This is a genomic window from Flavobacterium sp. RSSB_23 (genome assembly GCF_051547145.1).
GTDB lineage: Bacteria > Bacteroidota > Bacteroidia > Flavobacteriales > Flavobacteriaceae > Flavobacterium.
In genome coordinates, this window is record NZ_JBPTTO010000006.1 from 170,572 (window position 1) to 193,387 (window position 22,816).

Here is a 22,816-nt window from a genome sequence, read left to right on the forward strand (position 1 = left end):
TTGCTAGAAGTGGTCACGCCCTAATTATCTTTTAAAACAGTTGGTTTACTCTTGATTAATAACGTACAAAGCACACTACACAAGAGCAGTACTCCTGCAAAAGTGATGGCGAGTCGCGCGTCGTTGTGTAAAAAATGTTTGAGGATGTAACCAAAAGTGACGTTTTGAATAATCATTGGAATCACAATCATCATATTGATGATGCCCATATAGACACCATAGCGCTCTTTGGGGATTTCGTGAACGACCATTAAATACGGAATACCCATCATACTCGCCCACCCGATTCCGAAACCGGTGATGGCGAAAAACAATACATTCTTGTTTTCGATGTGTGGGAAGGCCAAAAATCCTAAGGCGGCCAAGAGCAGACAAAAGGCGTGAACGGCTTTTGGGCTAAACTTTTTCGCAAATCCTACCAATAAAAATGCGGTCAAGAAAGTAACTACATTGTACCAGCCATTGACCAATCCGGTCCAACTCACCGCTTGCTCATAAGCCGCGGGATTGCTTTGTGGCGTAGCTTGCCAAACGGATAATGCGATGCTTTTGGACGAATTTTGCCAATAACAAAACAGCGCATACCACTGAAACAAATACACCAAAGCCAGTTGCCACATTACGCGAGGCATATCGCCAATAGCAGAGAAAATCTCAACTAAGGGTTCAAACAAACCTCCTTTATGCGATTTCAAAACTTCTAATTCCTCTGGCGTTGGCGGGATTTCACTGGTCGTTTTCATACTCCACCAAATCGAACCAATAGAACAAACCGCTCCCAGAAAAAAGGAAGCATACACCCAAGTGGGCAACGAACCCGTTTTACCAATAAAAATCATAGGGAAAATAAAGAGCGAAACGTTGGCCAAGGTTTGCCCCAAACCGGTAAAAAAACTTTGCATTTGAAACCCAATCGGCTGTTGTTCTTCGTCTAACTTATCGGCAATAAAAGCGCGGTAAGGTTCCATAGCCGTATTATTTCCCGCATCCAAAATCCAAAGCAAGCCTGCCGCCATCCACAACGAACTGCTGTAGGGAAACAACAACAAACAAATACTGCAAAGCAAAGCTCCAACAAAGAAATAAGGTTTTCTTCGACCCCAACGCGGGTGCCAAGTGCGGTCACTCATCGCGCCAATCAAGGGCTGAATCAATAATCCGGTAACTGGCCCAGCCAAATTTAATAACGGAATTTCGTCTGGACTTGCACCCAAAAAATCATAAATAGGATTCACGGCACTTTGTTGCAATCCGAAACTGTATTGAATGCCAAAAAAGCCAACATTCATATTCCAAATTTGCCAAAAATTGAGTTTTAGCTTTATCGCCATAAGTAATGCATCGGTTTAGGTTAGTTATAATTTGTTCAAGTAGTATTTAGGAGCAGTAATCAAAAGGCTTCTTTGCTGTCATCGTCCCGCCATCCGCTATATCTTTGCTTTTTTAAAGGAAAAAAGCAAAGGATGCCGCTACTGTCGGGGCTAAAGAGAAAGATGGTTTCGCTTTTGGGCATCACTTCTAACTCGAAATCAAATTATCAAACCTAAATTTAGTTGTAATCTCTCAATAGCAGGCTGATTTAAAATAAAAAACGTTTTCGGAACTACCGAAAACGTTTTCGAACTGGTTGATTTTTAGTGGAAAATGGGCTTAGAAAAATAATTCCAATTTATTCCAAAGCATATTTTTCAGCTAAATAATCATTTCTTTCATTATGCGAAAAAATAAAATTTTCTTTCCCTCCAAATAACAATAAGACTTCCTCTTTTTGCAACTTAGTCTCTTTACTAGAAAGCATAGCTTGATAAGAAGAAAATTTAAAAGCTCGAAAGTCTAGTTCTAAATGGTGTGTTGGATTCAAATGAACATATACTATTAACTGTCTCAAATAGGTTTCATCATTCAGCTTAATCCTCTTAAAATGCTTTTCAAAAAGACTACCCGTTCTGTTAAATTGTTTATTGAATGCTTTAGCATAAGAATTAAAAAAATTAGAAAAAGATTGAGTTACTAGTTCTTGCTCAGCCTTTAACTGAACTACCAAATGAAAATGATTATCCATCAGACAATAGGCTACTATCGCAACATTGTCCAATAAATATTTTGAAAGTTGTCTTAAAAAGAAATTCTTGTTTTCATCATTCTCAAAAATCATACAACCATTTACTCCTCTGTTGTAGATATGATAGTAACACTCTTTTTCTAAAACTTCTAATTTCATATTCTTTTAAACATTTCAATAGCTTTCATTTTAAAGCCAAGTTTTAAATTATATTATTAAACATATCTACAAGGTTTGAAAAAAACCTTGCAGGAAATCAGACATCAAAAAAACTTTAAGTTTCTCGACCTGCGAGGTTTCCAAAACCTTGTAGGTCTCCATTTCAAATCAACACTCTCAAAATACCTACAAGGTTTGAAAAAAACCTTGCAGGAAATCCGATATCAAAAAAACGCTAGGCTTCACGACCTGCGAGATTTCCAAAACCTTGTAGGTCTTAATTTCAAATCAACACTTTCTAAATACCTACAAGGTTTGAAAAAAACCTTGCAGGAAATCCGATGTCAAAAAACTTTAGACTTCACGACCTGCGAGGTTTCCAAAACCTCGTAGGTCTCCATTTTAAATCAACACTCTCAAAATACCTACATGATTTTAAAAAACCTTGCAGGAAATCCGATGTCAAAAAAACTTTAAACTTAACGACCTGCAAGGTTTCCTAAACCTTGTAGGTCTTCTTTTTCAAACAACACTCTCAAAATACCTACAAGGTTTGAAAAAAACCTTGCAGGAAATCCCACTAGTTTGAAGCAAAAGGCATAATAATTTGGGTTTCCCATTCTAATTCCTCACCACCGTTAAACGGGTTGGCAAGAAAATGTTCTAAAGCTGTCTTTTTAATTTTCAAATCGTGCTTTTTGGCATAATCCATCAAAGCAAACCAAGCCCTGTCAGACGTTCTAAAATTACCATAATAAGTTGCCTTAAGTCCTTTTAGCGCAGGAATCGTTTTGAATTTCACATTAACGTCAGCTATCGCTTTTGTCGAAGGGTCAATTGGGAAACAATAATTAAAAACGATTGCTTCTGTATCCAAATCCCAATCTACAATTTCTACATAAGGTCGATCAACGATTTTAATTTTATGGGTATATAAAAATCCTGTAATTGTAGCATCATTTCCTATCATCGTTTGTGCTTTTTCTTGCAACACACTTTTGAGTTGAATGTAAGCAACATATACTGGCTTTGAAGTTCCTTCTCCGTCAATTCTGACTTTCAATTTTTTGAGATGCTCATACAACCCTTCGCGCAAATCTTTGACTTTCCTAATTTGTTCAGTTCTAAATTTAGTTGCAAAAAAGGGAGCTGTGATTTTGTTGTACCAACTCTTTCCAATTTCATTGATTCCCACACTTACTTTGGACACTGTGTCGTTCAAAGGAGTGATTTCCCAAACATAAGTATAGGCAGTATCTCCAACAGTCATCTGCTGTTTTAGGTAATCAAAATTATTTTTTTCTACTACAGTAAAATGCTCTTTTCGCTTTTGTTTTTGAATATTTGACCATTCTTGTATGCCTTGAAAAACAGTTCCTGAGGCAGCTTTTGCAGTAAATGTTATCGTATAATCTGATGCTTTAATGCCAAAATACCATCCCAAAAAAAGAAACAGCACAACACTACAAAAAATACCTATTTTCTTCTTCATCGCTTTACTTGGTCATTTTTAATTTACTATTGATGTACTTACCAATCATTTTTCCTTGCTCCACTCCATTCACAATTGCGGCACGGTAATGAATTCCGCCATATAACCTACTCATCGATGCTTCGTCGGCCGCTTGCTTAAAAGACGTAAACTTTCGTTTGGGCAAACCAAACGGAATCTCAGAATCGTCTACATACGCAAAATTATCTCCGAAAATTGCCGTCAAAATCTCAGCAGAACAAGCTGATAAAACTGAATGCCCACTGGTATACTCTGGAAAAGGAGGCGTTTGCAATTGTGGCTTCCAGTTTTCATCTATGTATTGATTGATATAGGTTTCTGGTCGCACTACATTGGTTTTGAACTTTTGGTCCCAACAGCTGATAAACGATTCGAAAACACCAATTGATGTTTTGGTATACACAAAAACCGTTTTATTAAAATCTGTTTTTGCGGTTTTACACGCTATTTTGGCAATATTTATCCAGTGCGCATCGGGTGTATTCTTCTTTTTCGCAAACATCATGTGCCCTTGTGTCACGGTAGCATACGGATTGCAATCCCAAAAAGTTGCTATAGCAGATTCTTCTGGAATTATAGTGCTTTTGCTCTTTTCCATCGCCAATAAATCCTTAGAAATCTTATTCCCTACGTCATAAGTTTCTTTTGCTTCTCTATAAAAATCTGAGTTTTTATCCGTAGAAAAAGGAAAAGGTGCTTTGGGCTTAAACTGAGCTGATGAGTCCATTACTAAAGTTCTAATTTTCCCCCAATGTGGTTCAACTGCATCCATGTAAGCGGGAGGTGTAGGTTGCCATCGAGCCGGTTGGTCAGCATGAACCGAATATTTAGGCATCGTTCTTGTTTCTTTGTAGTTGTCTTTTCCCATCCATTTTGCAATACGGTCAACCACTTTTAGTGCATATTCCTTAGAAACTTCAAATTCTTTTTCATTTTCATCACTCCATTTTGCATACAAACTATCGCGGTATTTCTCAATAGCTTCTTCAGAAAAAACGAGTTTTTTACTCACTTCCATCTGCGCAATTAAGGCCGCCAACGGAACATTGACTCCGCTTTTAGGGTCTAAAGCAGGAATAGAATCCAAGCCTTTTAATTGCCCTTGTAGACTTTGATACTCTTTACTGTTTTGCACCATAATCTCATAAGCCGCAACATTAGGGTAAACATAGATTCTACTCGCTACCGGTGGCGAAAAAATATCATGAACCATAATTCCGGTTACCGTATCAACAGCGGCACAATAATCATTAGAGGTTATTGTAATTGCTTTTTCGTTATGGCAAGAAGTTGCCAAGAAACAAACACTTATAAGAGATAAAATAGAAAATTTCATTTGTGTAAATCTAGTTTGGTTGGTTATTTTTTGTTGGTTATTTGATAGACTTCTGCGGGTTTGTTATTGATAGTGACCAATAAATAATTTTGATTATTAACCGAGAGAATGTCTAGATGACGTACTGCTTTTTGAGTCAAATCAATACCTAATTGGTGTCCTAAAAGCATTGTTTTTTGGTCAATGATTAATGCTCCTGAGAAACCGTCAAATCGGCTGTGGTATGGAGACACACCAAAGTAATTCCCAGCAGCAAACACTTCTGGTTTGGCATCTCCGACAAAATTACCAGCAACAAAACTTGTTATTGGCGCCACTTGCATTGCGTTAGAAAAAGGAACAAAAACAAATTTCCCCTTATTGTTTTTTAAATAGCCCGATTGCAATGTGTGTACTTCATATTGTTTTGCAATAGCCAGCATCGCTGGGTCAAAAATCTCTTCGACTGTTTTACCCGCAAATGATTGATAACTATTGAATTTTTTCTTGAGCATACCACTAAATTGCTCTGTCAATTCATCTAGTCCCATTGTAGTGTAATACTTTCCGTTCTTCTCTTTTGCTACAATAGTTTCAAAAGTGCCATTATTATCAAAATCGTCATAGTACATTTTTAATGGATAAGTCTCTGAGGCGTTGAATTTTGAATTCATCCCCCAATTGCCAAGCAAGTAATCTTCATCGCCATCATGGTCAATATCAAAAGGGAGAATAGTTTGCCAAATTCCTTTATTTTTAGAAGAAGCAACGGTTGTTGTAACATTGGTGAACTTTCCGTTTTTATTGGCAAAAAAAGTGGGTTGCATCCATTCTCCAATCACGATTAAATCGGTTTGCCCATCGGAATTAAAATCGGTAAAAACAGCGTCGGTAACCATCCCAATTTTAGCAAACGTTTTGGTTTGGTCTAGGGTAAATTTACCTTTGGTATTCTTTAATAAATAGCAATCTGGTGTACTTCCAAAACGATTCGTTTCAGAGTTATTTCCAATAAAAACATCTAAGTCTCCGTCTTTGTCATAATCGAAAGTTCTTATCACTGTTGCATTTTGTGCTACTCGTGGTAACTCTTGTCTCGAAGGTACGTTATTGTTGTTGCGATACAAACGATCTTGCAAATTGGAAGCGTTTTCTCCTCCACCAGAAGCTACAAATAGATCTTTCTTTTGATCGCCATCAAAATCTGCTAGTACTGCCGAAGCATCTTCAAAGACAGCATCTTGTTCAAGAGCAGGATAACTTTTGGCTACAAAACCATTGCCTTTTTGGAGATAAAAGACTGCTTTTTTATCTTTTGAACCACCAAAGAAAACATCTTCCTTACCGTCTCCGTCCCAATCACCAATTGCTGTAGCAGGACCACGATCTGTTCTTTGATAAGGAATTAACTTTTGAACAATAAAATCGATATACTCATTTTCTTCATGCACAAAATTTATCCCTAAATTTCCTTTTACCTTTTGCAAAACGGGCTCCACTTTTGGATGAAGCAATTGGTAATCAAATACTTTTCTGTTTTTATTAGCATTTATAGTTAGCGCTTGATTTACTTTTACCTTTTTTAGTGTTTGATACGTTTTGTCAGGCCAAATCACCACTAACGAATCAATAGTGTTTATTTTTCCGTAGCCAAAATGCAGCATAGGCTCAGAGGAAGATTGAAACCCTCTAGTGGTTTGCAACTCTTTGAATTGTTTTTGACCTTTGACATACGAAATAACTTTAGCACCAATTCCGAAAGTATTTTTTCCTTCAAAACGCAATTTTATTTTTAAAAAATTCGCTTTCTTATCTGTAGTATTCTTATAAATTGTAGCTACAGTGTTTGTATTGTTGGTGATAATGTCTAAATCCCCATCATTATCAATATCAGCATAACCACTTCCATTAGAAATGATAGTGTCATTTTCTATCCAATCTTTGGAACGGTTTTTAAAGATTAAATCGGTACTGCCTTGAAAAACATAATTGGTAACATTTCCAGAAGGCATTTTTTTAAGAGCTTCCTTGTCAAGAAGCTTAGTGGTATTGAGCTTGCTCTTTATTTGATCATTAGAATAATACTTTACATAATCAAGGTCATTAGGGCGTTTGGGTATTCCGTTAGCAACAAAAATATCTTGTTCACCGTCTTGATCGTAATCAGCAAAAAGGGCACTCCAGCTCCAATCTGTAGCAGCAACTCCACTTAAAAGCGCTGTCTCTGTAAAATGCTTTCCAGCTTGATTTATTTGCAACATATTACGAGTATATTGATAATGATAGCCTAATTTTTCAGTACGTACTTTCAGCATTTGGACGTTATCATCTCCCAAAGAAGCTTTTAATACTTTCTCGTCTTCGGGTAACATGTCCAAGCTTAAAATGTCTGGAAAACCATCGTGATTAATATCTGCCACATCAACCCCCATAGAGAATCGGCTGGTATGTCCAAAAAATTGTTTCAAACTTTCCGTAAAAGTGCCGTCACCATTGTTCAAATAATAATAATCATCTTCATGAAAATCATTCCCTATATAGATATCGGGATAGCCATCCAAATTAAAATCAGAAACAGCAATTCCTAAACCATACCCATTGGCTCCGCCAAAAATGCCCGCCTTTTCACTAACGTCAACAAATTTGCCGTTATCATTTCGGAACAATTTATCACCACATTCATAACTTCTTTTGTTCCTAATATTGGCATTGCCAAAAGACAATTCAGAATGAACTGCATGGTTAAGCAAATACATGTCTAAATCTCCATCTAAATCATAATCTAAGAAAGCCGCTGATGAACTATAATTGTCTAAATCGAGACCATATTCTGCAGCGCTCTCAGTAAAAGTATTGTTCTTGTTATTGATAAAAAGCTCGTTATGGCCTTCAAAACCATGAATACCAACAACCGCACACACATAAATGTCTAAATATCCATCACCATTTACATCGGCCATTACTGTACCTGCATTCCAATCGCTTTGCCCTTCTACACCCGCCTTAGCTGAAATATCTTCAAATTTGTTGTTCCCTTTGTTGAGATACAATTTATTTTTCCCTTGATTGGAAGTAAAATACACATCTACTAAGCCGTCGTTATTGATATCGCCTAATGCCACACCACCTCCATTGTAATAATAGAGGTAATCTAATATCGAAATATTCTTAGACTCAATTAGCTCATTTTTGAAAGTGATATTGCTTTCCGTAGGGTCGAGTTTATCAAAAAGTGGTGCTTCTTTTTGGGAACATGCCGTCAATATTAATGAGGCTAGACCAACTTTTAAAAAATTATTCATTGCTTATAAAAAGTTTAGGCGCGTTGTTATTGAGTACAGCCAAAACTGCTGTCGTATTGTTCTTGTTCTTGATGACTTGTAAATGTTTGACTTCCCCTCTCATAAAAAATCCTGATTTTGGATAAGGAACCCAAGTAAATTTCCCTTGTTTGCTTCCTAAAAGCACACTACCAAAATTAGCATCTAATCTAGAAAATTGAGGTTTAAAAGGATATTGATTCCCTCCAAGTACCAAGTCTAGTATCCCATCTTTATTGACATCCATAGTCGCTATAGCATTAACACTTGAAAACTGCACTTCTTTGGGCAAAACTTGAATTTCGAACTTACCATTTCCTTTGTTGATAGCAATACAACTTTCTTGCATTTTGGCTGTTTTTTGAACTGAATTATTGATTATTTCTGTATCAAAAAGTTCTTGAAACGTCTTTTTAGAATAATCGGTATAGCTCAAGTTTTTCTTTTTAATCATCGGAATTTGTTTGGCCAATTCTTGTTTCAAATGCAAGGGTACATCTTTACCTTCAATGGTTTGAGTCGTAATTTGCTCTATTGTGCCGTTGTTATCATAATCATTGATAAACAATTTCATTGGTTTTTCCTTGGTCGCTTTATAAGAAGTATTCGTTCCTTTGTTGCCTAGAATCAAATCTTTCTTTCCGTCATTATTCACATCTACGCATTGCACTGTGTTCCAAAATCCACTCCATTCGGTCAAGTTAGATGAAAAAGTAGTCAATCTTCTTCCTGTATTTTTGAAAATCATAGGCGCATTCCATTCACCAACCAAAATCAAATCTTTTTTGGAATCGTTATCAATATCTTCCCAAACGGCATCGGTAATCATTCCGTAGGTATTGATTTTAAAAGCTTTTTTATCGATTACATTGGTAAAATTTCCTTTGCCATCATTTTCTAACAATAAATGTTTTGGGTCAATGCCATAAATTCCTGGTACACTTCGGCTTCCAATAAAAACATCGTTATCACCATCGTTATCAAAATCATAGGGTGCGATTACAGCCACATTATTATTTGTAGTTGGAAGAGCTATTGTACTTTTTGTAAAAATGCCTTTTCCGTTATTCAAGTACAATCTGTTTTTGTAATTGGCTTGATCGGCTTTTTCATTTCCTCCAGAACCCACTAATAAATCCATATCGCCATCCTTGTCGGCATCAAAAAAAGCAGCTGCTGTGTCCTCAAAATTGGCATCTTTTTGCAAATCTTTTTGAGTAATTAAAGTAAAAACTCCATTTCCTTTATTAAGATAAACTTGAGCCGCTTGACCTTTGGCTCCGCCAATAAATACATCTTCATTTCCATCTCCATTTAAATCTGCAACAGCATAAGCTGGTCCTTCTTGAGAAATCATTTTGGAAATCAAGCCTTCGTAGTCAAAGTCGATAAAACTGTTTTCTTTATGTGCTATGAATGTAGTTTTCGTTTCAGAAAACAAGGGTTTTTCAACTTTATTTTTGACTACAAAATCGGACTTCGCGTCCAAAATATTCAATTGAATCGTAGTATTGTTTACTACTTTTTTAATGGTTTGCGTTTTCCCGTTAGGCCAAATAACTTGTAAGGAATCAATTTTTTTGTTTCCTATTCCGAATGTCATCGTATAATCTATAGACGATTGAAAACCACGAGACGGAATGAGTTCTTGTCTTAAAATTTCGGAACCAGAAAACAATTCTACGGTGCTTCCAACTGCAAATTTATTTTGTTGGTCACCTTTCAATTTAACTTTAACGAAATGATTTTGTTTGTTCTTTTCAGCATTGTTTTTATAAACAAAGGCTTCCATATTGACATTATTTACGACCAAATCCAAATCACCATCGTTGTCTAAATCACCGTAGGCTGCCCCATTAGAAAAACTAGGTGTATCCAATCCCCAATTTTGTGCTTGGTTCGAAAAAGTAAGATTTGCATTGTTTTTGTAAGCGTAATTAGGGATTGGTGTACTAGGCATTTTGTTGATAATGGTTTCAATTTCTGCTTTTTTACCAGTAATTACCATTTTTTGCATCAATTCATTTGCAAAAAAGTCCATAAAATCTTGGTTGGTCAAGTCATGATAAATACCATTACAAACGTAAATATCTTTTAAACCATCGTTGTCCATATCAAATAACAAAGCGCCCCAGCTCCAATCTGTTTTAGCCACTCCTGCATAATTGGCAATCTCGCTGAATTGTTGATTCCCGTTATTCACCTGCAAGGTATTTTGCATGTATTGATTGTAAAAATCAAGATTTAATTTTCGGGTAAACAAATCGTAATTCTCAAAACTTGTGGTTGTTTTCAATCGGTCATCTGGTTCTGGTAACATGTCTGTTACAAAGATATCCGCTTTCCCATCATTGTTAATATCCGCCATATCAGCTCCCATAGAAGATTGGCTTAAGTGCATCGTCCAATCCTGAATTTTCTCTGAAAAAGTTCCGTTTTTATTGTTGATGTACAAATAGTCTCTTTCATAAAAATCATTCGATATATAGATATCTGGGAACAAATCCCCATTTACATCACCCACTGTTACTCCCAAACCAAAACCTATCAAGCTTCCGTAAATACCTGCCGCTTCACTCACGTCGACAAACTTTCCGCTATCATTTCGTAATAATTTATCACCTCCACCTTTAAGAATATCGGCCACATCCCAATCTTTGTCACGTAGTTCTCTTTTATTAGAATAATTCAAGCTACTAACAGGGATAAAGCTGTTATTGAGAATATAAACATCTAAATCACCATCTTTATCATAATCAAAAAATGCGGCATGTGTTGTAATTCCAGTGTCGGCAAGATTATATTCTTCAGCTTTTTCGGTAAACGTTAGGTTGCCATTGTTAATGAAAAGCTCATTATTTTGTTGACTTCCTTTACTATTCCCAGCATTACAAACATAAATGTCTAGTAATCCATCGGCATTAACATCGACCATTACGACACCTGTTGACCAAACTTTTTTACCTTCAACACCGGCTTTCACAGAAATATCTTCAAACTTAAAATTGCCCTTGTTGAGATAGAGTTTGTTTTTGCCCAAATTAGAAGTAAAGTATACATCTGAAAGCCCATCATTGTTGATGTCACCAATTGCAACTCCGCCTCCATTATAAAAATTTCGGTATTTAAAAATGTTCATATCTTCTCCATTTTTGACTTCATTAATGAAATCAATACCCGTGTCTGAAGAAGGCAATTGGGTGAATAAAGTATCGGTTTTAACCTTGGAACAATTCGAGAAAAAAAGTGTCACAATAGCAAATAGAAATAATCGTTGCAACATAATAGAGAGTAGGTTTTAATTATTTTGTAAGGCTCTTATAGTCACGTAATTTATAGAATTAATATGTAAAAAAAAACAACTTACAGAAATACTTTTAAAGAAAAAGAGGGTATCACTACCCTCTTTAAACTAACACAAAACAAAATTTAATCTAAACCAAAAAGTATTAATAACCAGGGTTTTGTTTAAGATTTGCATTAAACAAAGCATCTGCTGGTATAGGAAATAAAATATATCTTTTGTCAGACACATACGGTTTCAATTCTCTTGCCTCTAAAAATTTTCCAAAACGGATCATATCGTTTCTTCTCCATCCTTCATACCACAATTCTTTACCTCTTTCTGTATAAATTGCATCAAGAGTTGTTGGTACCGTGCCAGCAACCGTTGTTCTGGATATCATTTGATTCAATTTTGTTAAATCATTAGTACCAGTTCCTCCTCTTAAGATTGCCTCAGCTTTCATTAACAATGCATCAGAATAACGCATCAACGCATAATCGTTTTCAGGAGTATTTAAATTTGCAGCATCTGGAATGTATTTTTGGCTTCTAATTCCTGCTGTTTCAAGTGTTGTTCCTCCTGTTATCAAGGTAAGTGCTGCTGTGTAAACCAATGGATTTCCTTTTCTATCTTTTAGATTTACTGTACCTGCTGGAATATTTGTATATGGTACACCATTAGCATCTTTGTCTTTTCCATTTTCATCTCTATTCTTACCATTTTTCATTTGACCTACTTGAAAACCAACGTTGTTTCCAAAATCATCTATGATATATTGATCTGCGTTTTTTATACGTCTGTCATTTGGATTGAACTTATTGTAATACTCTGCCACTGTAGCAAAACCATTCCAACCATCTGGTGTTTGTTGGTAATGCATACCCATTCTCCAGCGAGATTGTATTCCACCACCTTGTCCTCCTCTTGTATTTTTTGAAGAAAACAAAATCTCTGGAGATGTATTATTTTCAGGCTTGAAGTTATCCCAATAATCAGTCGCTAATGATGAGTTAATAGCGTCTACATGAGTTACAACTTTTGTCATATCGGCAGCTGCAAATGTATAGGGCCCTGCAGGATCAGCTGCAGTAAACACCCCTTTATTAAGATAAAGTTTAGCTAATAAAAAATGTGCTGCATCAACATTAGCAATACTTGCGTCTCCAGCTACTCTAGCTGGTAAACTACCAATAATAGCTTCTAGCTCAGTAATTACAAAATTCGTAGCCTCTTCTCTTGTCCAAACCTTAGGATCTGCTTCTAATGAACTGCCTTTTTCTCTATATGGAACTTGACCAAATAAATCAATAACGTTATAATAATAGAATGCTCTCAAAAAACGTGCTTGAGAAACTTGTGCTGGAGTTCCATTATCAATAACAAGATTACAATTGTGCACCTGAGATAAAAGTGAATTCCAAGCATTTCTAATTTCAATATTATCTGGTGCCCAGGTATGAGTATGTAATTGTCTCCATTTAGCGTTATCATCCCAGTCACCTCCTCTAGTAGGACCTACTAGAGCATCTGTTGACATTTCATCAAGTGCAAACATTTTATCTTGATCTTGGAATCCCCTTAGACCTTCATAAGCACTTACTAAAATCGAGGCTGAGTTTACGGTTGAACCACCCGTGTTGCTAATAACTACACCATCTAAAACTTCTTCATCTAAATTCGTACAACTTACTCCTAATAGGACTGTACTTGTAAATAAGACGCTTTTTATAAAATTTATTCTTTTCATCCTGTTTTTAATTAAAATGTTACATTAAGTCCAAGTGATATACTTCTCTCTCTTGGATAAGATAAATACTCCATACCCGCAGAAGGAACACCATTAAGAGATTTATCAGTATCCACCTCTGGATCAGCACCTGAATAACTTGTTATTACAAACAAATTAGATGCATTTACAAAAAAACGAGCTGATTTAATGCTAAATCTATCAAGAGAATTAACAGTGTAACCAAAAGTTAAATTACCTAATCTTAAAAAATCTCCTTTTTCTAAATACTTTGTTGATGGAGAGTTCGGATCTCCTTGTGCTTGTGGAGATGTTGCGGCTTCTTGTGTTGTATTTCTACCACCTAAGAAAGCTCCCTTGAAAAAATATGCATTTGTAGTATTATTGTAAATATAATGACCAAATGCACCGTAAAAAGAAGCTGCAGCATCAAATCCTTTGTAAGCTAAGTTTGTAGTAAATCCTACATTTATTTTTGGTAAAGGCTGTTTATCTAATAATTTCTTAGCAGCAGTACCAAGTCCTGTGTCATTTCCTACAGCATCTGCATAGATTGAATTTCCAGTACTATCATATCCTCTCCACTCATACAAATAATATGTATATGCTGGGCGATCATTCGTAATAACTTGTGTATAAGCATCAGTTAATCCTTGTCCATTTAACCCTCCTGTTGCAATAAATCCCGCAAAGTTTTTTACTTCATTTTTCAAGAATGAGGCATTGGCTGCAACGTCCCAAGTAAAATCTTTTGTATCAATTACTTTATAATTTAAAGCCACCTCAATCCCTTTATTGATAAGGTTCCCTGGTAAATTTTTAAATCTTGGTGAAGGTGGTCCTGGCTGAGTAGCTGCAGAGGGTACTGGGAAGATTAAATCTTTTGTATCTCTTTGGAAATAATCAATTGATCCAGATAATCTGTTGTTGATTAATTCAAAATCAGCACCTACTCCGTAAGAAGTTGTAGTTTCCCATTTTAAATCCGCATTTGAATTTGTATCAACACCCAAGCTTCCGTTGTTGCCATATGCCGCTCTTGCAATTGCGGAGTTTGGAGCAAACTCTTGATTTCCTGTTATACCATAATTCCCTCTTATTTTAAAACTATTTAACAATCCTTCTTTGTCTTCAAAAACTTTAAAAGCAACCCCCACAGATGGGAAGTAATCGTACTTATTATTAACTCCTAGCTTAGTCGATCCATCTGAACGTAATGTAGCAGTAAGAATTAATTTTTTGTAAATTGTAGCATTAACTCTACCAAAATAGGATTGCAACTCTACTCTATTTCTATATGAACTTACACGAAATTCATTTTGTAAACCTCCCTCAATGTTATCAATTAAATTAACTTGATTTACATCATAACCTTTACCGCTAGATGAATTACCATCAGCATTATAATCGTAATAAGAATAACCTATTAAAGCATCTAAATTAAAATTATCTCCAAAATCATTGTTATAATTTAAAGTATGCTCAAATGTTTTATTAAACTTATTTTGATTGTTGATGTTAGCAACTCCATATTTTACTTCAGATGTTCCAGGTACAGTGGCCGAAAATTGATTTCCTGATATTTCCATTGTTGGTAACAACTGACTTTTTCTACTTGAATTTGAAGTCTCTACACCAAATAAAAATTGATATTTCAATTTACTAGTGATTTTCCAAGTAGAATTAATACTTCCTAATAATTTGTTAGTATTTGTATAATCTGTATACGAATCTAATAATTGGACAGGATTCAAATAATCATCTCCAACCACATTATAAGAGCCGTTTGCATTTCGAATTGGTAAAGTTGGATTCCAATATAAAGCTGTACCAATTACGTTACCGATAAAACCTGCATTATTTGACAACAAAGTAGCTTCATCTCTAACTGATGAGTAAATCACTCTAGACTCTACTTTTAAAGCTCCTCCAAAAAAATCATTTGAATTATAAATCGAGACATTGTAACGATCTAAACCTGTTTTTTTAACAATTCCATCTGTATTTGAAGCTCCAAATGATACTCTTGTATTAGAATTCTCAGTAGATTTTGTAAAAGATAAGTCATGGTTCATAGCAAATCCTTTTCTAAGTACAGCATCTTTCCAATTATAAGATCGTGATCCTTTATCATCTCCTCCTGCTGCCGCAAATTGATCTCCTGTCATAACATCTAACTTTCCAGACATTTTACTAAACTGAAAAGATGTATTATAGACTAATTGCGGAACATTTGATTTTCCTTTTTTAGTTGTAATAACGATTACACCATTAGCACCACGGGAACCATAAATAGCAGTACTTGATGCGTCTTTTAAGACAGACATACTTTCAATATCATTTTGATTGATAAAGTTTAACGGATTCCTTGATGATGAAGTACCCAACAAATCAGCACCACCAGCAGATATGTTACCTCCATCTAGTGGAACACCATCTACAACTATTAATGGGCCATTACCTGAACGGATAGATGAATTACCACGTACTCGAATAGCAACACCAGCACCTGGTTCACCACTTGACTGTGTTACTTGAACACCCGCAACTTTACCTCTCAACAATTGTGCTGGAGAAGGTGAAGATACATTATCAAAATCTTTGGCACCAATTTGATCAACTGCACCTGTTGCATCTTTCTTTTTCACTGATCCATATCCAATAACTACAACCTCTTTCAATTCTGCAGAATCATCTTTTAGAGTAACATTAATTACACTTTTACCTGAAGCACTAACTTCTTGTGTTTTTAAACCAATGTAGCTAAATACCAAGATTGCGTCTGAGCTAACGTTTCTCAGGGTAAATCTTCCATCAAAATCTGTCTGAACAGAATTACTAGTTCCTTTTACCAATACATTGGCCCCAGGAAGAGGACCACTAGCATCTGATACTTTCCCGGTAATCTCTTGTGCATAGGTCATCCCTGTGCAAAGAACCGTTAGAAATACCATCAAGCCTTTTAGTAGACTATTTTTCATACGTAATAAATAAGTTAGTTAATAATTTTTAAAAATTTGGTTATTGCTTTTTTTATACAAATCAAACTTAAGCAATGTTTTATGAAAAAATTAAGAAAAAGTACAACTATAACGTTTTCGATAGACCGAAAACGTTTTCGATTTTAAAATAGATACTTCAAAAAATTAATATTTATTTTAAATAAACCATAAAAAAAGCCGATAAAAAAAACAGATAATGCTTTTTTTCGGCTTTTTTAAACAAAATAGCTTGTCGAATACTCAGTTAAGCATTCCGTTCATGGATTTTGACTGCTAATTATTCAATAAAAATGTGTTTTTTATAACAAAATCCCAATGACAAAAATTTAATACCAGAAAATCAATTAATTAAAAACCAAAAAAAGCATCAAAAACAACGCAAACGAATTAATTTACTGTAATTGTTTTTTCATCGGTTCCAATACCAATAATTTTCAAAGATTTCCATTTTTTGGGTAAAATCCCTTTATTAAATTGCAATCCTTTATCCGTTTGCTCAACCCCACCAAAACCATAAATTACCGCTTGAAGCATTGCACCAGCTCCTGTAGCAAAATAAGGATTATTACTATTGGCAGATTCTGAAAACACTCCAAATGGTGGACGACTATTGGGCAAATAGGATTTTACAAAATATTCATATGCTTTCTCACTATCTCCTAGTCTGGCATACAAAACAGATAAAACTCCAGAAGCCATTGCAGGGCCATCTTTCTTGTCAATTTTATCAGCATAATATTCTAAATCCTTCTTGATTTGATTTTTATCCGTAATTATATGCAAAGGATAAGCCAACAAGTTCACATCTGCTTGCTTTATCATTTGCCCTTTGTATCCTTTATAATTTTGTGTAATTCCATTTTCTTTATGAATCACTAATTTCTCAGAAACTTTAATCCATTCTTCATTCACTTTTTCGTTTAAAATCTTTGCTGCCTTAATCGTATTTTTCAAACTTTCAATAGCCGAAGCGTTGGTAAATGCATTATCATCCACATGCTGAGCATATTCGTCTGCACCGACCACATTATGAATGGAATAGCTGCCATCCGAATTTTCCACTGCTCTACTGACCCAAAAATTAGCTGTTTGCTTCAAAACTTCCCATTCATTTCGCAACCAAGATTGGTTTTGTGTCATTGCAAAATAATTCCAAAAAGCAATAGAAACATCTGCCGTAATATGTTGTTCAAAAATTCCAGTTAATGCCCAAGTCGGCGTAGCTTCTTCACCAGTGTCGTCTGATTCCCAAGGAAACATCGCTCCTTGATAACCATAAATAGTTGCTTTTTGCTTGGCTTTAGCCAAACGGTCAGAACGATAATCCAAACACGACTTAGCCATTTCTGGCTGTAATACTAACAAAGTCGGAAACATCCAAAGCTCCGTATCCCAAAATATATGACCATTGTACCCCTGAGAAGACAATCCCATTGGAGCAATGCTTTGTCTTGAATCTGGACGAATAAAAGAATACAAATTATACAATGCAAAACGTACTCGTTGTTGCGCATCTAAATCTCCTTCTATCTGAATATCTCCTGATTTCCACAAATCGGCCCAAGCTTTTTTGTGTTTGAACAACAATTTATCAATCCCTTCTTGCAAAGCATAAATAGGCTGTCTTTCGGACTCATTCAAAGGGTCTGTAACATCTTTTGAAGTACAAATTCCTCCAGCAATTGCAAAACGAAAACTTTTTCCTTTGATTAATTTTTTAGAAAAACCAACTTCATCGCCTTTTGGTTCCAAAGTTTCGCTAGCACCATCAAACAAAAAAGTGGTTGACGCTGCGACTTTATATTTACCTGTCAAAGTTTGTGCAGTAGTTCCAAAAACAGGCATTAGATATTGGTTGTCTTTCAATACTCTATATTGTCTTTTGGCGTGTTTTAATTCATCAGGAACTGTCATATAATTGGCCACAGTCATTTCAATATCTTTCAAAGGAGTAATTTTAACTATCGCCATCGCAGAAAAAGGCAAAGCTCGATTCGCCAAAATAGTATACTCAATAGTAGCCACATCTTTAAATCGAAACGAAGTGGTACTTGTTCCTTCTTTCATAGCAACTACTTGCTCCCATTTATCTATATTCGAAGCCGTCACTTCTTCCCCATTGATTACCAATCTCAAGTTCAAAAACTCAATGCCACGAACAATTCTACTGATGCCGTTCTCTGGACTACCATCATAAACCCCATTGAGAATGATTTCTTTGGTTTTGAGCGGAGTCGCATCCGTAACAATCCCAATTTGACCATTGGCCATAGCCACACCATAATAATTGTCTCGAGAATTCGCTACCAGATTCCATTCGTCGGATTGGGTCTGAGCCTGAGAAAATGGACTAAAAAGAAAAATAGCGGCAACCTTAATGATTGTTGATTTCATATTTTTAATGTTAAAATAATTTCAAATTTAGATTATTTACATTTAAAAAATTGCATTTTACCACTAAGTCGCTCAATTCAGAATCGAAATCGTTTTCGAAAAAATCGAAATCGTTTTCGATTTCTTACCCTTCCATAATTAAAAAAAGGAATTCTATTTTTATAGGATGGTTAAACTAAAAAAGATGAAAGTACTCCCAAAGACTTATTTAATACCTGTTTTCCTTTGCCTCTTGAATATAGGATGTGAGAAAGTAAAAGACAATGAATTCTCGATACCTACTGCTGTTCAACTGACTTCTAATCCTGACCAACTATTTTTAGAACCGTATCGACCACAATTTCATTTTACGCCCAAAAAAAAATGGATGAACGACCCAAATGGAATGGTGTTTTATAAAGGAGTTTATCATTTGTTCTACCAGTATTATCCTGAAGATATTGTTTGGGGACCAATGCATTGGGGACACGCAACAAGTACCGATTTACTGCATTGGCAACACAAGAAAATAGCCTTATTTCCAGATGAGCTGGGATTAATTTTCTCTGGTAGTGCGGTAATTGATTACAACAATACTTCTGGATTGGGAACCAAAGAACATCCGCCTATGGTAGCCATTTTTACGTATCATAATATGGCTTTTGAAAAAGCAGGCAAAATAAATACACAATCTCAGGGGCTCGCTTACAGCCTTGATGAAGGAGAAACTTGGAAAAAATACGAGCGAAATCCTATCATAAGCAACACCAATAAAAAAGATTTTAGAGACCCGAAGGTGTTTTGGAATCCAGAAACTAAACTATGGACTATGGCACTTGTTGCTGGAGACCGTGCAGAATTTTACACTTCAAAAAACCTAATCAATTGGACTAAAGAAAGTGAATTTGGAAAAGAGTATGGCGCCCACGGTGGCGTTTGGGAATGCCCAGATATCTTCAAATTAAAAGTAAATGACAACGGAGAAGAAAAATGGATTTTAATTATAAGCATCAATCCTGGTGCTCCAAATGGAGGTTCAGGCACTCAATACTTTGTGGGGAATTTTGATGGAAAAACATTCTCTAGCACTCAAAAAGAACCCAAATGGATTGACTTTGGCACTGATAATTATGCTGGAGTTACTTACAATGATGCCCCCAATAACCAAAGAATTTTCATAGGATGGATGAGCAATTGGCTGTATGCCAGAAATACTCCTACCAAAAATTGGAGAAGTGCCATGACACTGCCAAGAACACTTGAACTAACAAAAATAAATGGAGAGTATCTTCTGAAAAACAAACCTATTGCAGCTTTTGAAAAGCTCCAAAAACCAGCTTTTACCTCTAAAAAAATCCCCTTAAAAGCCAATCAAAAAACCGATTTCAAATACGAGGCTCTTAACCAATCCGAAATCCGATTTAAAGCAGCTAACAAAGACTTACAATTGTTTTTTTCCAATGACGTAAAAGATTCGTTAGTGCTCCATTATAACTCCCAATCAAAAATTTTTAGCATTGACCGCCGAAAATCTGGAAAAGTTGCCTTTGAAAAAAACTTTGGGAAAGACATTCATAAATCTAACGTTTCAGCACTTATTGCTAACCAAATCGACTTTCAAATCATTCTAGATTGGTCCTCAATAGAGCTTTTCTTGAATGATGGATTGTATAGTTTCACTGAGCAAATTTTCCCTCAAAAACCCTATACTCAATTAAGTATTTTATCAACCGAAAACCAAGAACTGCAAGATTTTACCATCAGTAGTATTAGTAGTATTTGGCCTAAAAAAATAGTAAAGAATGAATAATGTTAGAAACTGGTCACTTACTGTTGCAGTAGCTGGATTTTTATTTGGTTTTGACACCGTAGTTATCTCTGGAGCCAATTTACCTATAAAGGAATTATGGCACACCACTCCTTTGTTTCATGGCGTTTTCATTATGTCAATGGCACTTTGGGGAACGGTATTAGGCGCCCTTTTGGGTGGTTATCCGTGTGATAAATGGGGCAGAAAAAAAACGCTGCTTTGGATAGGCATTCTCTTTTTGGTTTCGGCACTTGGCTCGGCATTGGCTCCCAATCCTTATGTTTTTTCTTTCTTTAGGTTCATTGGCGGAATTGGCGTTGGCGCCTCTTCGGTAGCCGCTCCCATCTATATTTCGGAAATCTCAAGTCCAGAAAACAGAGGAAAATTGGGAACCTTATTTCAGTTTAACATCGTATTCGGAATACTGATTGCTTTTTTTTCAAACTATTTTTTCGAAGGTTTTGGCGGTGAAAACGATTGGCGTTGGATGATTGGCATTGTTGCCTTACCTGCATTGATTTACAGCGTCATTGTCATTAGAATTCCTGAAAGTCCTCGATGGCTTATTCTGAATAAAAAAGATGACCAAGCGGGTCTAGCAGTTTTAGAAATGATTTATGCTCCTGCTCAGGCTAAAGAAAGTTTTAATGAAATCAAAAAAGACGTAATAACGAGCACAAAAGTAGATACTTTCTTTTCTAAAAAGTATAAATTCCCCATTCTTCTGGCTTTTCTGTTGGCTTTTTTCAATCAATTATCAGGCATTAATTTCATATTGTATTATGCCCCAGAAATTCTCGAAATGGCAGGATTAGGAGCCAAAGAATCCTTATTTAATTCCATTTTGATTGGCGTAACCAATTTGGTTTTCACCCTAATCGGAATGCGCTTAATAGATGTTTTAGGTCGAAAACAACTTATGTTAATTGGCTCGTTAGGCTACATTATAAGCTTGACTATGGTGGCTTTTGCTTTCTATTCGCAACTAGGCTCAGTAGTTTTATTGCTGTCTATTATGCTTTTTATTGCATCTCACGCCATCGGACAAGGAGCTGTAATCTGGGTTTTTATTTCCGAAATTTTTCCCAATACTGTTCGGGCAAATGGGCAAGCTTTTGGTACAGGAATTCACTGGATTTTTGCGGCATTAATCACTTTAGTTGGTCCTATTGTTATCGATATTTACAAAGAAAGCCCTTGGCCTATTTTTGCTTTTTTCGCCTTTATGATGCTCTTGCAACTCGTTTTTGTACTCTTTATGATGCCAGAAACCAAAGGATTGTCGCTTGAAGAAATTGAATCTAAAATGAAAGCTCATGATTAATCAACCCAACACCAAATCCATAGTTTGCTTTGGAGAAATCTTATTCGATATCTTTCCAACGCACAAAAAAATTGGAGGCGCACCCTTAAATGTCGCTCTCAGATTGGCATCATTAGGAATCAATACGCAAATTATTAGTTGTATAGGAGCCGATTCAAATGGACAAGAAGTAATCGACTACCTTATACCAACTGGCATTTCAACCAAAACCATCCAAATCAACGGAGCTCACCCAACAGGCGAAGTTTTAGTGCACCTAAACGAAAAAGGTTCAGCAACCTACACCATCAATTATCCCGCGGCTTGGGATAAAATCAAATATACACAAGAAGGAGAAACCGCAGTAATTGGAGCAGATGTGCTTGTTTTTGGCAGTTTGGCCTGTCGTGACGCTATTGCGCATCAAAGCCTTCTTAATTATATAGCTTTATCAAAATTTAAAGTGTTTGACGTCAATCTCCGAGCTCCTTTCTACAACAAAGATTTGCTTGTAGAGTTAATGCTCGAAGCTGATTTCATTAAATTCAATGATGACGAACTTTACGAGATAGCCAGCTTCTTGGACTCTCCCTATCATTCATTAGAACAAAACATTCACTTCATTGCGGAGAAAACCAACACCATCAACATTTGTGTGACCAAAGGCAGTCATGGAGCCGTTTTGTTCACCAATAATCAACTGTATTACAACAGCGGATACCAAGTCACAGTGGCCGATACCGTAGGCGCTGGAGACTCCTTTTTGGCTGGCTTACTAAGCATTTTAATCACAGAAAACAATCCTCAAGCAGCACTAAATTTTGCCTGCGCATTAGGAGCCTTAGTCGCTTCACACGAAGGAGCCAACCCCAAAATAACCCGAAAAGAAATCGATGATTTTATGCATCCATTACTAAAATAAAAGG

12 protein-coding genes are annotated in these 22,816 nt (G+C 35.8%); 3 read left to right on the plus strand and 9 right to left on the minus strand.

Translation table 11 applies throughout. The features are described 5' to 3' along the window. Nucleotides 1-20: 20 nt before the first annotated feature. The 9 genes from ACSVH9_RS11245 to ACSVH9_RS11285 form a co-directional block, all read right to left on the minus strand. A complete protein-coding gene (locus tag ACSVH9_RS11245; RefSeq protein WP_438063789.1) occupies nt 21-1,331 on the minus strand; it encodes an MFS transporter in 1,311 nt (436 codons plus the stop codon). Nucleotides 1,332-1,669: 338 nt separating this feature from the next. Beyond that, on the minus strand, nt 1,670-2,221 hold the full coding sequence (locus ACSVH9_RS11250) for a transposase (RefSeq protein ID WP_438063790.1): 552 nt from the start codon (nt 2,219-2,221) through the stop codon (nt 1,670-1,672). A gap of 580 nt (nt 2,222-2,801) precedes the next feature. Next, nucleotides 2,802-3,713: a hypothetical protein gene (locus ACSVH9_RS11255; protein WP_438063791.1), complete on the minus strand. Its 912-nt coding sequence runs from the start codon at nt 3,711-3,713 to the stop codon at nt 2,802-2,804. 4 nt (nt 3,714-3,717) lie between these two features. After that, entirely contained in the window at nt 3,718-5,070 is a 1,353-nt protein-coding gene (locus ACSVH9_RS11260; RefSeq protein WP_438063792.1) for a vanadium-dependent haloperoxidase, read from the minus strand. A 23-nt stretch (nt 5,071-5,093) separates the two neighbouring features. Then, nucleotides 5,094-8,351, minus strand: a complete 3,258-nt coding sequence (locus tag ACSVH9_RS11265; protein WP_438063793.1) for a VCBS repeat-containing protein — start codon at nt 8,349-8,351, stop codon at nt 5,094-5,096. Then, nucleotides 8,344-11,652, minus strand: coding sequence for a VCBS repeat-containing protein (locus tag ACSVH9_RS11270; protein WP_438063794.1), 3,309 nt, complete (start codon nt 11,650-11,652; stop codon nt 8,344-8,346). Before ACSVH9_RS11270 ends, ACSVH9_RS11265 begins: the two co-directional genes overlap by 8 nt. Before the next feature lie 166 nt (nt 11,653-11,818). Continuing rightward, the gene (locus ACSVH9_RS11275; protein WP_438063795.1) at nt 11,819-13,402 is read right to left on the minus strand and encodes a RagB/SusD family nutrient uptake outer membrane protein; all 1,584 of its coding nucleotides are present in this window, start codon (nt 13,400-13,402) and stop codon (nt 11,819-11,821) included. Between the two features lie 11 nt (nt 13,403-13,413). Continuing rightward, a complete protein-coding gene (locus tag ACSVH9_RS11280; protein ID WP_438063796.1) occupies nt 13,414-16,383 on the minus strand; it encodes a SusC/RagA family TonB-linked outer membrane protein in 2,970 nt (989 codons plus the stop codon). 408 nt (nt 16,384-16,791) lie between these two features. Next, complete coding sequence (locus tag ACSVH9_RS11285) at nt 16,792-18,798, minus strand: glycoside hydrolase family 65 protein (RefSeq protein ID WP_438063797.1); 2,007 nt, start codon at nt 18,796-18,798, stop codon at nt 16,792-16,794. Nucleotides 18,799-18,982: 184 nt separating this feature from the next. Between ACSVH9_RS11285 and ACSVH9_RS11290 the strand changes: the two genes are divergently transcribed. From ACSVH9_RS11290 to ACSVH9_RS11300, 3 genes are read left to right on the plus strand one after another with little or no spacing between them, the layout of a single operon-like run. After that, nucleotides 18,983-20,587 carry a glycoside hydrolase family 32 protein gene (locus tag ACSVH9_RS11290; protein ID WP_438063798.1) on the plus strand — a complete coding sequence of 535 codons (1,605 nt, stop codon included), beginning with the start codon at nt 18,983-18,985 and terminating at the stop codon, nt 20,585-20,587. Further along, complete coding sequence (locus ACSVH9_RS11295; protein ID WP_438063799.1) at nt 20,580-21,911, plus strand: sugar porter family MFS transporter; 1,332 nt, start codon at nt 20,580-20,582, stop codon at nt 21,909-21,911. Before ACSVH9_RS11290 ends, ACSVH9_RS11295 begins: the two co-directional genes overlap by 8 nt. Next, nucleotides 21,904-22,812: a carbohydrate kinase family protein gene (locus ACSVH9_RS11300; RefSeq protein WP_438063800.1), complete on the plus strand. Its 909-nt coding sequence runs from the start codon at nt 21,904-21,906 to the stop codon at nt 22,810-22,812. The genes ACSVH9_RS11295 and ACSVH9_RS11300 overlap by 8 nt, the downstream gene beginning before the upstream one ends. Nucleotides 22,813-22,816 lie beyond the last annotated feature (4 nt).